This window comes from Oceanobacillus chungangensis, from assembly GCF_003369565.1.
Taxonomy (GTDB): domain Bacteria; phylum Bacillota; class Bacilli; order Bacillales; family Amphibacillaceae; genus Oceanobacillus; species Oceanobacillus chungangensis.
In genome coordinates, this window is record NZ_PIOD01000016.1 from 181897 (window position 1) to 196037 (window position 14141).

A 14141-nucleotide genomic window follows, 5' to 3' on the forward strand; every position below is an offset into this window, starting at 1 on the left:
TATCGAAGGTGGCAAGTAATGTATGAAATATAGCTAATATACCGGAAAGCAGGATTCCTAGCGATTAGTTTTGATAATGTCCACCTCACCATAAGTATAGACGGGTTTTTAAAAATGTTTTAAGGGGATAATAGGGAAAACACAGTTGATAGAGGGGCGTAGTATTATGAAAGCAACAGATGTACTTGTTCAGTGCTTAGAAAATGAGGGGGTTGAGTATATTTTTGGCATCATGGGTAAGGAAACCCTTGACCTGATTGATTCATTGTCTAAGTCTAAAAAAATTCAGTTCATAAATGTTCGTCATGAACAGGGAGCAGCTTTTATGGCAGATGTTTACGGCAGACTAACAAATAAGGTTGGGGTTTGCTTAGCAACTTTAGGACCAGGAGCGACAAATCTTTTGACTGGAATATCTAGTGCAAACCTGGACCATTCTCCCGTTGTAGCCATTACAGGACAGGCAAGTGTTGAAAAGCAACATCAAGAATCTCATCAATATTTAGATATAGTTAAAATATTTGAACCTGCTACTAAGTGGAGTGTTCAAATTAAAGATTCGCAAACCATACCAACAATCATTCGCAGGGCATTTAGATTGGCGCAAATGGAAAAGCCAGGTGCTGTTTTAATTGAATTACCGGAGAACATAGCTTCAGAAGTGGCTTCCGCCCGCCCATTACCAGTATTGCCTATTCCAAAAAGTACTCCTGTTTCACAAGCTATTGAGGATGCTCGTACATTAATAGGTAAGAGCCAAAAGCCACTTGTCATAGTGGGAAACGGAGGTATCAGGCAAAATGCTATGTCAGGGCTCCTGACTTTCGTAGAGAACTTACAATCACCTGCTATCCATAGTTTTATGGCAAAAGGAGTTTTGCCCAAAGGACATCAGCTAAATTATTTTACATTTGGGTTTAAAAAGAAGGATGAAGTATTACCAATAATCGAGCAATCTGATTTATTAATTGTCGTTGGTTTTGATTTTGTGGAAAGTCCGCCTATGGATTGGAATAAAACGATGCAACCCATTTTGCATATCGACACACTTCCTGCCGAAATAGACGAGCATTACCCCGTGAAAGGAGAACTGGTTGGTGATTTAAATGGGATTTTTCAGGAACTTAATAAACTAGATATACAATCTAAACCATGGGTTCCAAGTGGAAATCTCAAGGAACGGATTAAGACAGCTTATCAAATTGATTTAGATGTGAAGGACAATTTGCCACTTACGATTGAGAATATCTTAACGGTTATTGAAAAAAATACTACTGAAAAGACCATCGTGATTTCTGATGTCGGTGCCCATAAGCTCTCGATAGCTCGTACCTATCAATCAAAACAGGAAGGACGACTCATCATCTCAAATGGATTTGCCTCAATGGGGATTGCGTTACCCGGTTCGATTGGTGCTAAATTAGCTTGCCATGACGATCCAGTTATTTGTATTACTGGGGATGGAGGGGCTTTAATGAATATTTCCGAATTAGAGACTGCCAAACGACTTGGCCTGTCATTTATCATCATTGTATTAAATGATTCAACGTTAAAGTTAGAGGAACAAATGATGCAGGAGAAATTCAGTAATAGCTTTGGTACGGCATTCGGAAACCCTGACTTTGTGCAGCTTGCTGAAAGCTTTGGAATAAAAGGAGTTAGACCCAAACGACTGGATGAGTTTGAACAAGTATTGAAAAATGCCTTAAACCAAAACAATGAAATTACACTGATAGATATTCAAATGGGGATGGATAGATAATAGACAAAGGGGGCAGGGGCAGGTGTTCTACTTTTTGAGCAAAAAGCACCTTCCCTTATGTTAAAAACTAACCTTATTTCAAACTAAATGGTTTCCCCCTTCGAAACCTCTCATTTTTAATAAGTAGAGATTCTATTTTTGGCACATAGCGATGGAATTGAATACCAGTGCTCCACTTAACTTCTTAATTAACCATTTTGTTCATGCTTTTCCAAAATTGGTTTCGCAGATACGCCTTCTGTATTTTGCCTGAACCTGTTTTAGGTAGTTCTTCTACAAAGCTTACAGATGTTGGGGCTTTATAGTGGGCGACCCGTTCTCTTGCAAAAACAATGATTTCCTCTTCCGTTACCGCTTCTCCATCGCGGACAACCACAACGGCGTGCGGGGTCTCTCCCCATTTTTCGTGAGGGATTGAAATTACGGCCGCTTCGATTACCGCTGGATGTTCATACAGAATATTTTCCACCTCAATGGATGAAATATTTTCTCCACCGCTGATAATGACATCTTTTTTCCTGTCAACAATTTCTATATTTCCGTCACTGTCGACGACTCCCATATCCCCGGTATGAAACCAGCCATTCCTGATGACTTCTTTTGTCGCCTTTTCATTTTTCCAATAGCCTTCCATCACACCGTTGCTCCGGATGACAAGTTCTCCGATTTCCTGACTGTTAGGCGCCACTTCCTTACCTTTTTCATTAACCACTTTCACTTCTGTTAAGTACATTTGATAGCCTGCCTTTGATTTCATCCGATTTTGTACTTCTTTAGGCTCATCCAAATGTTGGGCGCGTATTATGGATGTTGTGGTCAAAGGGGACGTTTCTGTCATTCCATAAATCTGAATGAATTCCCAGCCCATTTCATCCTCCACTTTAGCTATAAACGTAATAGGTGGTGCTGAACCGCCAATGACAACCCTTACATTTTGATCTTTACTTATATTCCGTTTGTTTTCATCATAATATTGGATCAGTGAATTCAGTACAGTTGGAGCCATGTGCATTATTGTCACACCATGCTTTTGCAGTTTCTCAAAAATGATATCGGGACGGGTTTTTCTTAACATGACCTGGGTAGCACCGTTTCCTGTGTAATAAAAGATAGAGCCCCAACCATTGACGTGAAACATGGGCAATACATGAAGCAGCACATCCTGATCACTTACACGCAAATGATGCATCACTTGAAGGGCTTGAATATAATTGTTTCGGTGAGTGAGCATAACACCTTTCGGATCTCCTGTCGTTCCGCTTGTATAAAGCAGGCTGGCAATATCCTTTTCATCCATTTCTGCACGATCAAACGGCTTTGCTGGAAATTGAGCCAGCCACGCTTCGTAATCAAGATCATTTTCCTCAAGTTTGACCTTGCGTCCTCCGTGGACAATAATTTGTTCAACATTTAACTGATCTCGAACTGGGTCAATAAGACCGTATAATTCATAGTCTACTAATAAGATTTTGGTTTCACTATGATTTAAAATAAACAAATAATCATTCGGTTTTAACCGAATATTTAGTGGGACGGTAACTGCTCCCAGTTGAAATGCTCCATAGAATCCTTCCAGCATTTCCAATGTATTCGGTGCCAAAATAGCGACCTTGTCGCCTTTTGCAACGCCCAGTTTTTCCAACCCATAGGAAAGCCTGTTTACTCTTTCATTCAGTTCGAAATAAGTAACAACCTTTTCGTCATCAATGACTGCTATTTTATCGCCATATAGCTTAACAGCTCGATCTAGAAAATCTGTCAATAGTAATGGAATGTACATGTTAACCCCTCCAATAAGTATTTTATCTGTCATATTGTATTTTGTTATCAAGAAATTTAGGCAGTATTTTTTGTGTAAACAAAAGTACTGGCGATCCAACAGGATGTTGCATTTTAATACTATTAATTGCTTCACCAGTGTATTATAACCCCTAAATTATGCCTAACTAAAAATGATGTCACTCAGATCAAAGGGATGGCTATGGTCTGAATTTAACAACTCGATTTAATAGCGTGTCAGCAATATAAATGTCACCATTTGCCCCTACAGCAATTCCTTGAGGAGAAAAGAAATTATGATCCTCTCCGCCAAATTGCCCTATCGTATCTAAATATGTTCCGTTTGAACTAAACTTTTGTACGCGATTATTTGATGAGTCTGTGACATAAACATTATCGTTTTGATCAACAGCTATGCCAACCGGGAGAAATAAATCTCCGTTTCCTTCACCCCAATTGTCTAACGGATCAGTTTGTGGGTTCCCGCCATTCGTCCCCCACTTCGTAATAAAGTTTCCTGATTTATCAAACTTTTGAATTCGGCTATTATATCTGTCAACAACGTAAAGATTATCCTGAGAGTCTACTGTGATAAATGTTGGTTGTCTAAATTCGCCATTGTTTAATCCTTCTGCTCCCCAGCTGCTAACAAATACTCCAAATGGATTAAAATTTACAACTCGATTATTCCCAGTATCGGCCACATAATAATAGCCGTCGCTCGTTGTCGTTACCCCCATTGGAAAGCTTAAATGATAGTAACCAAAATTAGATAACCATGAGCCGTTTTTACTAAATACTTGGATTCGGGAATTTCCTGTATCGGCAATGACCATCTCATTATATTTCCCGTTATATGTTATCTGTTTAGGAGCGATAAACTGCCAATAGTTAATCCCGTAAGCCGATGGACCACCATCTCCATTGTTGCCACCCCATTTATTTAAAAGGGTTCCACTGTTATCGAATTTTTGCACCCGATGGTTAAACGTATCTGTTATATAAACGTCGTCGTTATTGTCGACCGCAATTCCTACAGGCTCCGAAAACACACCATCAGCATTTCGCAAATTTCCTAAATAGGATTGAACAGAAGCATAAGTTGAATACCCTCTAAATTTAATTAATCGACTATTACCAGTATCAGAAACGATAAAGTATCCATCTCCAAGCGGTAATACTTGGGAAGGGAAACTAGGTTCTAAATAATATATACCTAGGTCTGTCGAATATTGATATTGGTGATTACTATTATATTTCTTAACTTTATGGTTTGTTGTGTCAACAATATAGACATCTCCGTTTGTGTCTAAGTTGACTCCTCTAGGATAAAAAAGTCGGCTACCACTATCTCCGCTTTGACCAGTTACGCCAATCTGACCAAGATAATTTCCATTTACGTCTAAAATTTGTACTCGGTGGTTAAAAGTGTCGACAACATATACTTTATCACCATTAGCATCTTGCTTTATCGCGATTCCCTGAGGTAAGCGAAATTGGCCGTTTGCCGTCCCACGGCTACCATATTGATACAAGTAGGTTCCATTTTGATCAAACACCTGGATACGATCATGAAATTCATCTGTAACATGATAGTGATTTTGACTATCAATGGCGATTTCTCTAGCTAGACCAAACTGGCCATTTCCTGAACCATGGGATCCCCAAGCTGTAATAAAGTTAAAATTAGAATCAAACTTTTGGATTCGATTATTTGCCGTATCCCCAACTAAAATATTTCCATCGTTGTCAATCGCTACCCCAAATGGCGTATTAAATTCCCCATTACCGCTTCCTAGCTTTCCGAACTTTTTAATAATATTTCCATCTTGATCCATCTTGACAATCCTATGATTACTCATATCACTTACGTAAATATTTCCACTTGCGTCCTTCGCCATCGCTACTGGTGTATTAAAAATTACTCCCGTTCCTTCATTGGCTTTTCCCCAAATATCAACAACAGAATGAGCACTAACTGATCCACTAAATAGTAAAAATGCGATTAAAATAAGAGGCAGTATTTTTCCTAACCGTTTAACGCTTTGATTCATCATGTCTCCTCCTTGTATTAAACATGACTAGCTAATGAGGCAGTTTCTTTGCAGGATCATCGCTCCGGGCTTATAAAATTTACTGATACCTTGGCTGGGACAAGCTCATATCCATCACGCTACTTCCGCCTTTGCACGAATAATTCACCTCCGTCGGTATTTTTCTATACAGTTTTGATACGATATAAACGGATTAGAAGCTATTGGGACAGTAATGATGCCAGAGACTCTCCTTAATAACCAATTTGTGCTGTTATCCATTTATGACAAGTGAGTCACTTTTCTATTTTTGATTATACTAAATTTTTAAAAATTTTCAACATATTTTTGAGTTTTTAATTCTCGTTTACCGTTTACAGGTTGGAATGGTTAAAATAGAATGAAGCAAGGGGTGATTCACTTGTCACATAACACTGGAAGGGAATTAACGAAAAAGGGGTTAAATACACGAAGGAAACTATTAAAATCTGCTGAAAAGGTATTTGGTGCGAAGGGGTATTTTGAAGCGGGAGTTGTTGAAATCACTCAAGAAGCAAATGTTGCGCAAGGAACATTTTATAAGTATTTTCCTTCTAAAAAGGCCATTTATGATGAATTAGTTCAGCAAATGAGTCGAGATCTGCGGCTTTTTATTAAACAGGCAATCGAAAAATCCCCTCAGGACGATATGTTTCGGAAAAGTTTTGAGGCATTTTTTGAATGGGTAGGGGAAAACCAGAACTTATACAGCATTGTTCTGCAGGCAGTTATTGTTGATAAGCATTTATATCGCTGGTACTACGAGAAATTAGCAACAGGTTTTATTAAAGCTTTAAAAGAAACTGATAAACATGGCGAATCTAAGCCACTAAATCACGAAGCTTTAGCTTATAGTTTAATGGGCATCGGTCAGTTTCTAGGGATGAGATGGATTAATTGGGAAGGGGAAGAGGTCCCTAAGGAAGTGTTGGATACAGCAATGGGAATGGTTTTACATGGAATTTTGAAGTAAGAAAATTGCTGAACTAGCGCTGCCAAGAAGTCACTTAGTTTACACATAAAATGATTTTTTTCTTCTTTTGCTATTTTATATTGAAGGCCACATTTTGTTATCTTCGAAATACTAGTTTATGAATGATTCCAGTTTCTAAGTCAAAAAAATCATTCACATAAAACACCCCAATTATGATTAATTGGGGTGTTTTTGAAATCTTAACAACTTATTTTAAGTATTCTTTGTAAATTGCTTTGTAATTGTCAATCATTTCTAGGTAGTTTTCAATTGATACGTACTCGTCTGTTTGGTGAGGTAAATCTGAAATGCCAGGACCATAGATTACAAGGTCGAATTCATTGTCAGCTTTCGTAAATGCAGCTGCGTCTGTCGTTGGTGAAATACCTGTTACAGGCAATTCCTGGTTTGAAACAGCTTGGATAGCTTTCATTAGTTCAGAATCAGCTTTAGATTCTACAGGGTAAATATCATAATCAACGATTAATTCTAAGTCAGTTCCTTCTTTTTTGTTCAAGTCATCAACAATACTTTGTAACAATACTTTCACTTTGCTGTTATCAAATTCAGGAATTGTACGAATATTACCTTGTAAGGTTGTAATAGCAGGAATACTATTAACTTGATCCCCACCATTGATGATTGTAATAGAATGAGCAGTTTCACCTAATACCTCATTTTTGTATTTGTTAGTGACTTCCTGCATTTCTGCATTAGCGCGAGTCACAAATTCATTAATATTTGCGATTGAGTTAATACCTTCTTTAGGCATTGAACTGTGTGCAGACTTCCCTCGTGAAACAACGGTATAGTTCATTGAACCTTTGTGAGTGTAAATCAGTGCCGGGCCAGTTGGTTCACCAATAATCAATCCATCAAGATCATCTGCATAACCTTCTTTTGTTAATTGTTCGGAACCTAATTCACCGACTTCTTCACCAACAGTTCCCATGAATTTTAGTGTACCGTTAATGTCTGCATCTTCTTCTTTAATTTCAATCATAGCGATTGCTAAAGCTACTAGACCAGATTTCATATCTGATGAACCACGGCCGTATAATTTGTCACCATCGATTTCAGCCGAGAATGGTGGGAATTTCCATTCGCTTTCGTCACCAGCTGCTACAACATCTTCGTGCCCGCTAATACCTAAAACTTTACCGTCACCTTTTTTGTAGGTGGCTACTAAGCTTTCACGGCCTTCACGATATTTTACTTTTTCAGATTCAATCCCATGTTTTTCGAATAGATTCGCTAAGTAATCTGCTACTTCTGCTTCTTTATCATTTACCGATTTTATTTTTATTACATCTTGTAAAATTTTAATTCGTTCCTCTTTATTCAATGTATTAGTCTCCCTTCGTTATATATTCTAGTAAGCTTCCAAAAAGACAATTAACTATTTTTCAAACTACATATAGCATTTCTTTCTCTAGTTAAATCGCAATATATAATTTATTACAACGATGAAAGATAATACCACCTTTTTGGATAATAACCAATATACTATCTACCTCATCAAAATGAACTTTTGGTGTTAGTCATACCATACCCCCATAATGTAAAAAGTAATCGAAAGCGAGTAAAAACAGGAAAGATTTGTTTAAAACTATGGGAAAACTCTTATTAAAACAGCAAATTAACCTTTTATGGCTATAAGTATTTCCAGCATTTCGTCAATGAAAAAACACAGGAACACTATATCTCCTGTGAAAAGTTTAATACCAGACACTGCGCACCTTGTTAAATTTATTAGAGAAACCACATTTACTTATGACCGCACTAATCCAAATGAGGTTTTATTTGCTGTCTTTCCTTTCCCAGTCTTGAATAATTCCAAACTTATCTATTAATTATTTAAACTTTAAAATACGAATTTTTGTGGCATTTCCCAAAATACTAACATACACTATAAAAAATGAATGAATCATTCATTCATAAGAGAGGGGTGTTTTTTATTATTATGAAAGAATATGAATGGATTCTTGAGGAGAAATATGTATTGATTACTGGCGCAACAAATGGAATCGGGCTTGCAGCAGCAGAAGCCCTAGCTGCACGTGGGGCAAATATCGGAATTATTGCCAGAAACCAGGGAAGGGCCGAAGAAATTTCTAAACAATTAAAGAAACAGACCAGCAAACCAATTAAAGTGGATATTTTCATTGCTGATCTTTCCTCTCAAAGAGCCATTCGCCAAGTAGCTCAACAAATTTTGGAAAGGTTCCCACGGATTGATATATTAGTGAATAATGCAGGGGCTTTATTCGATAACTTTCAAATGACGGACGAAGGTGTGGAAATGACATGGGCATTGAACCACTTAGCACCTTTTCTTCTCACTTCACTGCTTTTAGACCGTCTAAGGGAAAGTGACTCAGCTAGGGTTATTAATACCTCTTCACATGGGTACAAGATGGTGAAAAGTGGTTTGGATTTTGATAATATTAACAGTGAGTATCTCTATAAGGGAATTAAAAAGTTAATGGGCGGTCCAACACTGCGCTATGCACAGACTAAGCTCGCTAATATTTTATTTACATCTGAATTGGCACGCCGTCTAGAGCGAACAAATATTACCGTTCATTGTTTTGATCCTGGACTCGTTGCCTCGAATTTTAATCAAAACAATGGAAGGATGGCCAAAGCAACAATGGCTGTGATGAAGCTCTTTTCACGTACACCGGAAGAGGGGGCGGATACATTAATATGGCTCGCGGAAAAGAAGGATGTCTCCGGACTAAACGGCCAATACTGTGCTGACAGACGATTGAGGGAACTGACGGAAGTGGCTACTGACAAAGAAATGGCAAAAAGACTTTGGAAAATTAGTGAGGAACAAGTTGGGTTATCACAGAAATAATTGTTATAATTTTTCGTGTGAAAAAGGCTTATAGAAGAGGATGAACGAAGGTGACTCCATTAAATAATGACCAACTGGACCAGCTCCGTGATGAGCGGAGAGAACAAATAAAGAAAGCGGCCCTAAAAGTATTTGCTCGGAGAGGACTCGTTGGAACTAAAATGAGCATGATTGCTAAGGAAGCAGGCATTAGCCAAGGTCTATCCTATCGATATTACAGTTCCAAGGATGAGCTTTTTATCATACTTGTTAAGGATGCGATGGAAGAAACAGCTAAGGCATTTGCAACATTAGGACTTATGCAAGGCTCCCCTTCAGAAAAAATCAGAGAATTTACCATAAGAATGCTGGATGCAAGCAATAGACATTCCTTTATGCTTGTACAGCAGGTACAAACATCAGATGAAGTACCTGACCAGGCTAAAGATATTGTACAGCAATATCCAACCAGTTCTTTTATTGAGCAAGTGTTCCCCATATTTAAAGAGGGGCAAGAGAAAGGGGTATTTAGCAAAGGCAATCCATCTGAGCTTTTGATGCTCTATTTCTCAGTCATCTCTGGTTTGATGTTGCTGCCTCATGGATTAGATGGGATTAACTTAAATCATAATGTTGACAAATTAATGAAAATATTAAAGCAATGAAACTAACAAATTCAAGTCACCTATCGTCATGGACTCTAACCGGATCGTTATGACAATAGGTGACTTATTTTCTGAACGTATTCAATCCTCATAAGTGAAACTAATCTCATAGTATTTCATAATTATTATCTTGTTTTTTTTTGGAAATTTATTCGAGGATTATAACTGAAATATCTTTAAATATATTATTATTTTTCTCTCATTTACTTATGATATGGTTCATTCCTAATAATCCGAAACCCACGATACACCTGCTCAACCAATATCAACCGCATCAGCTGATGTGGAAACGTCATCTTAGAAAATGACAACCCCATATCGCTGCGCTTTTGAACTGCTTCACTAATCCCAAGCGATCCACCAATAACAAACGCAATCTTGCTTTTGCCATATGTGGCGAGCTCATCCATCTTCGCTGCCAGTTGCTCCGAGCTTAGCATTTTCCCGTTTATTTCTAATGTAATGACATATGTGTCAGCACTAATATGACTTAAAATCCGTTCTCCTTCTTTCCGTTTCACTTCCAGCATTTCCGCTCCACTCATATTTTCCGGTGCTTTTTCATCCGGTACTTCGATGATGTCTACCTTTGCATAGGCAGTTAATCGTTTTAAATATTCCTGGATTCCTTGTTTTAGGTATTTTTCCTTTAGTTTTCCGACGGTTACAATTGAAATTTTCATCTATTTTCCGATCCTTTTCTAATTGCTTTTAGGCAATGATGTTTTTATTAACACAAGCTTCTAATTAGAGTTTACCCTATAACATAAGCAAAATAAATGATTACTCAAACCTCACTGCGATAGTCTTTCATATTTGAAATTTGGCGCTCCCCAAGCCTTTTGGCGATTGCCTTAGTTGCACTTATGTAGAAAGAAATATGCTTTTTCTTTCTTTACTGCCATAAATGTTTTACCTTTTTACAACTGCTTACTCTACTCTCACATTTTCATGATTTAGGAAAATATTTCCTAAATATGTTTAAAAATATTATTATTGGTAATATACCCTATTAAAGGTGTGATGATAAATTGAAAACAAGGGAAACATTAGAGCTTCAGATTGAGAAGCTTAGATCTAAAATGTACCATGCCCTCGAAAAGGGCGAGCATTACGATCAAGTTGTTGCAATATCCAAGGAATTAGACCGATTGCTTAATAAACTGGAGGATATACATAACAAGACGAATACATAACAAAAATGACTCCCCTAAGTGAAAATAGGCGAGTCATTTTTGTTAGCTTTATTCTGCAGCCCTATTATCTGGTACAAAGATAAGAAAAATAAACCCAATAACAAACAAAATAATGAGGCTAAATACACCATATGACGTACTTCCTGTTAGCTGCGCAGTAACACCAACTAAAAACGGACCGAGAATCGCAGCAAATTTGCCAAATATATTATAGAAGCCAAAGAACTCATTCGCTCTTTCCTTCGGTACAATTTGTGCGAAATATGAACGGCTAAGTGCCTGAATCCCTCCCTGTGCGGTTGCCACAAGCATTGCCAGTACCCAGAAATCGGTAATCGTTTCTAGAAATATCGCATAGATACAGATGACGATATAGATTAAGATACCGGTATAGAGCATCCGCTTCGCACCGAATTTCTTGGCGAGGTATCCGAATAATATCGCAAATGGCGCTGCAACTACTTGTACAGCTAGTAATGCAATAATAAGATCGGTTGCGCCGAGTCCTAAATCGGTTCCATATGCTGTCGACATTGAAATTATTGTACCAACACCATCAATATAGAAGAAATAGGCGATTAAAAATAAGAAGATGGTACGATATTGCTTAATATCTCGGAATGTCTGCCACAGGCGTTTGAAGCTGCTGGCGATAATTCTAGGTTCCCGCTCAACATAGTGGAGCTGATGGACGTTTTTAATCATTGGAATGGCAAAAGTGATCCACCATACCGCTGTTATTAGGAAAGCAATTCGACTTGCTGTCGTTGACGAAATCGGAATGATTTCTAGCTGTGCTAGCATGATGACGGCGATACTTAAAACAAAGGGAATCGAGCTCCCGATATAGCCTAAAGCATATCCCCTTGCCGACACATCATCCATCCGCTCCTTCGTTGTGACATCGACGATAAACGCATCATAGAAGACGACTGCACCCCTGGATCCTATAGAGGTAAACGTATAAATAATTAATAATAATATCCAACTATCACTTGGGACGAATAGAAGTGATAACGTCGCTAATGTACCCATCGTGAAGAAAAATCGGAAGAACTTCTTCTTCATTCCCTTATAATCGGCAATTGTCCCTAATATCGGACCGAGCAGCGCTAAGATTAATGTTGCAATTGAAATCGTATACCCTAAATATGCTGTTGAATCTACATCGGCGACACCTGCATTTTCTGCAACGGCTTTATAATAGATTGGAAATATAGCGGTTGTAATGATAATCGAATAAGCAGAGTCCGCCCAATCATACATCATCCAGCTCTTCTCTTTTTTACTAAACTTTCCCAAGCACATTCCCTCCTCCAATAGACCTATATTCTAGTGTACAACATCAATTAGTAGATTACAGTTATAATATGAAAAACTTTACAATTTTAAAACAATTATCAGGAAAGGTAGGTAGTTTTCTTTTCCCATATAATCAGATAGAACAATAATAACAGATTACTGTTTGAAGAGAATGAATTTATTGACAGATTTTTTCTATGTTTATTATACTTAGGTAACTAAATAACAATATAATGTTCCATATTATGGTTAAGAAACGAGGATCATCCGTTGCAAAAACAAACGAAAGCTTCAGAAAAATTATGGTCAAAATATTTCATTCTAACATTTGTATACGCTTTATTTACATCCACTGCTAACAATATGTTATTAACAGGACTCCCGCTTTACGCAATCCATCTTGGTGGCGATAATTCCATCTCAGGATTGCTTTTTGGTCTTTTCATGCTTTTCGCTATTTTGACCCGTCCGCTTTTTGGTAAATTGATCGACGAAAAAAGCAGAAGATTGGTGCTGATTGCCGGGGGGGTTATATCAGCGGTTCTTAGCCTTTCCTATGTATTCGCCTTTTCCATCGGTCTATTGCTTTTATTTAGAGCGTTACACGGATTCGGATTCAGTGCAACGACAAATGCTTCCGGAACGATTGTTTCCGATATAGTTCCAAAAAGCAAACTAGCAGAGGGGATTGGCTATTTTGGATTAGCAAATACGCTCGCTACTGCTGTAGGTCCCGCCTTAAGCTTGTTTATCATCATGAATTTTAATTATAATCTGCTATTTATCGTTTCATCATTTATCGGTTTCATCGCATTATTCTGCAGCTTTTTTATTAATTATGAGCAAAAGCATGTGGAGCCTGAACATAAATTATCCACTATTAAAGTAAAAAGAAAACTCACGGATATGATTTACGAAAAAACAGCATTGCCAACAGCTTTAGTAACGATATTTATTTTTGTAGCGATGGGGGCAACATTGACGTTTATCCCAACGTATGCACTTTCTCTAGGGATAGAGGATATTGGGATATATTTTACAGTCTATTCATTTGCTCTATTGTTTACGAGAATTGCTGGTGGGAAATTGGCTGATAAATACGGATATTCATTCGTTATCATCCCAGGCTTAATAATGATGGTTCTATCATTCGTCATTTTGGCATATGCAACATCATTACCAGCTTTTCTAGCCTCAGCCGGTCTGTATGGATTAGGTTTAGGATCTGTTGACCCAACATTAAATGCAGTGATGATTCGTCTTTGCCCACCGGATAGAAGAGGTGCAGGGAATTCTACCCTTTTTACTGCCAAAGATATAGGTGGCGGCTTCGGTGCAGTCATCCTAGGATTCATTTCACTTAGTCAAGGTTTCAGGTCTGTTTATCTTTACTGTGCTCTAAGCATTATCATCGGACTGATTGCTTATCATTTCATCCTAAGAAAACAGATAAGCAGTATGGAGAATACTGATGCTGGGATAAAGCAAAGTGCATAGTGTGAAAAGGTTAAGCTAGGCACATTCCTTAATCGTGGGGAATATATTATAAG

General features: G+C 37.8%; 11 protein-coding genes. 6 read left to right on the forward strand and 5 right to left on the reverse strand.

Annotated elements, in window-relative coordinates:
* Nucleotides 1-166 precede the first annotated feature (166 nt).
* Complete coding sequence (locus tag CWR45_RS14085) at nucleotides 167-1762, forward strand: acetolactate synthase large subunit (protein ID WP_115750497.1); 1596 nt, start codon at nucleotides 167-169, stop codon at nucleotides 1760-1762.
* A gap of 184 nt (nucleotides 1763-1946) precedes the next feature.
* On the opposite strand, the gene CWR45_RS14090 is transcribed toward CWR45_RS14085, so the two are convergent.
* Entirely contained in the window at nucleotides 1947-3542 is a 1596-nt protein-coding gene (locus CWR45_RS14090) for a long-chain-fatty-acid--CoA ligase (RefSeq protein WP_115750498.1), read from the reverse strand.
* Nucleotides 3543-3741: 199 nt separating this feature from the next.
* Nucleotides 3742-5595, reverse strand: a complete 1854-nt coding sequence (locus CWR45_RS14095; RefSeq protein WP_170138872.1) for a 6-bladed beta-propeller — start codon at nucleotides 5593-5595, stop codon at nucleotides 3742-3744.
* A 379-nt stretch (nucleotides 5596-5974) separates the two neighbouring features.
* Here CWR45_RS14095 and CWR45_RS14100 point away from each other — a divergent pair, with 379 nt between their 5' ends.
* Entirely contained in the window at nucleotides 5975-6586 is a 612-nt protein-coding gene (locus CWR45_RS14100) for a TetR/AcrR family transcriptional regulator (protein WP_115750500.1), read from the forward strand.
* A gap of 208 nt (nucleotides 6587-6794) precedes the next feature.
* On the opposite strand, the gene CWR45_RS14105 is transcribed toward CWR45_RS14100, so the two are convergent.
* A complete protein-coding gene (locus CWR45_RS14105; protein ID WP_115750501.1) occupies nucleotides 6795-7931 on the reverse strand; it encodes an ArgE/DapE family deacylase in 1137 nt (378 codons plus the stop codon).
* Nucleotides 7932-8549: 618 nt separating this feature from the next.
* Here CWR45_RS14105 and CWR45_RS14110 point away from each other — a divergent pair.
* Complete coding sequence (locus CWR45_RS14110; protein WP_115750502.1) at nucleotides 8550-9449, forward strand: SDR family NAD(P)-dependent oxidoreductase; 900 nt, start codon at nucleotides 8550-8552, stop codon at nucleotides 9447-9449.
* A gap of 50 nt (nucleotides 9450-9499) precedes the next feature.
* Nucleotides 9500-10093 carry a TetR/AcrR family transcriptional regulator gene (locus CWR45_RS14115; RefSeq protein ID WP_115750503.1) on the forward strand — a complete coding sequence of 198 codons (594 nt, stop codon included), beginning with the start codon at nucleotides 9500-9502 and terminating at the stop codon, nucleotides 10091-10093.
* A 203-nt stretch (nucleotides 10094-10296) separates the two neighbouring features.
* On the opposite strand, the gene rlmH is transcribed toward CWR45_RS14115, so the two are convergent.
* Nucleotides 10297-10776 (reverse strand): 23S rRNA (pseudouridine(1915)-N(3))-methyltransferase RlmH, encoded by a 480-nt coding sequence (gene rlmH, locus CWR45_RS14120; RefSeq protein ID WP_115750504.1) that lies wholly within the window; start codon nucleotides 10774-10776, stop codon nucleotides 10297-10299.
* Between the two features lie 348 nt (nucleotides 10777-11124).
* Here rlmH and CWR45_RS14125 point away from each other — a divergent pair, with 348 nt between their 5' ends.
* Nucleotides 11125-11289, forward strand: a complete 165-nt coding sequence (locus tag CWR45_RS14125) for an aspartyl-phosphate phosphatase Spo0E family protein (RefSeq protein ID WP_245975427.1) — start codon at nucleotides 11125-11127, stop codon at nucleotides 11287-11289.
* Between the two features lie 48 nt (nucleotides 11290-11337).
* On the opposite strand, the gene CWR45_RS14130 is transcribed toward CWR45_RS14125, so the two are convergent.
* Nucleotides 11338-12591 (reverse strand): MFS transporter, encoded by a 1254-nt coding sequence (locus CWR45_RS14130; protein WP_115750505.1) that lies wholly within the window; start codon nucleotides 12589-12591, stop codon nucleotides 11338-11340.
* Between the two features lie 270 nt (nucleotides 12592-12861).
* Here CWR45_RS14130 and CWR45_RS14135 point away from each other — a divergent pair, with 270 nt between their 5' ends.
* A complete protein-coding gene (locus CWR45_RS14135; protein WP_115750506.1) occupies nucleotides 12862-14088 on the forward strand; it encodes an MFS transporter in 1227 nt (408 codons plus the stop codon).
* Nucleotides 14089-14141 lie beyond the last annotated feature (53 nt).

Coding starts and splice junctions, on each gene's coding strand:
- rlmH (WP_115750504.1), bottom strand. CDS start 10,776: ATGAAAATTTCAATTGTAACCGTCGGAAAACTAAAGGAAAAATACCTA.
- CWR45_RS14095 (WP_170138872.1), bottom strand. CDS start 5,595: ATGAATCAAAGCGTTAAACGGTTAGGAAAAATACTGCCTCTTATTTTA.
- CWR45_RS14100 (WP_115750500.1), top strand. CDS start 5,975: ATGAAGCAAGGGGTGATTCACTTGTCACATAACACTGGAAGGGAATTA.
- CWR45_RS14110 (WP_115750502.1), top strand. CDS start 8,550: ATGAAAGAATATGAATGGATTCTTGAGGAGAAATATGTATTGATTACT.
- CWR45_RS14090 (WP_115750498.1), bottom strand. CDS start 3,542: ATGTACATTCCATTACTATTGACAGATTTTCTAGATCGAGCTGTTAAG.
- CWR45_RS14085 (WP_115750497.1), top strand. CDS start 167: ATGAAAGCAACAGATGTACTTGTTCAGTGCTTAGAAAATGAGGGGGTT.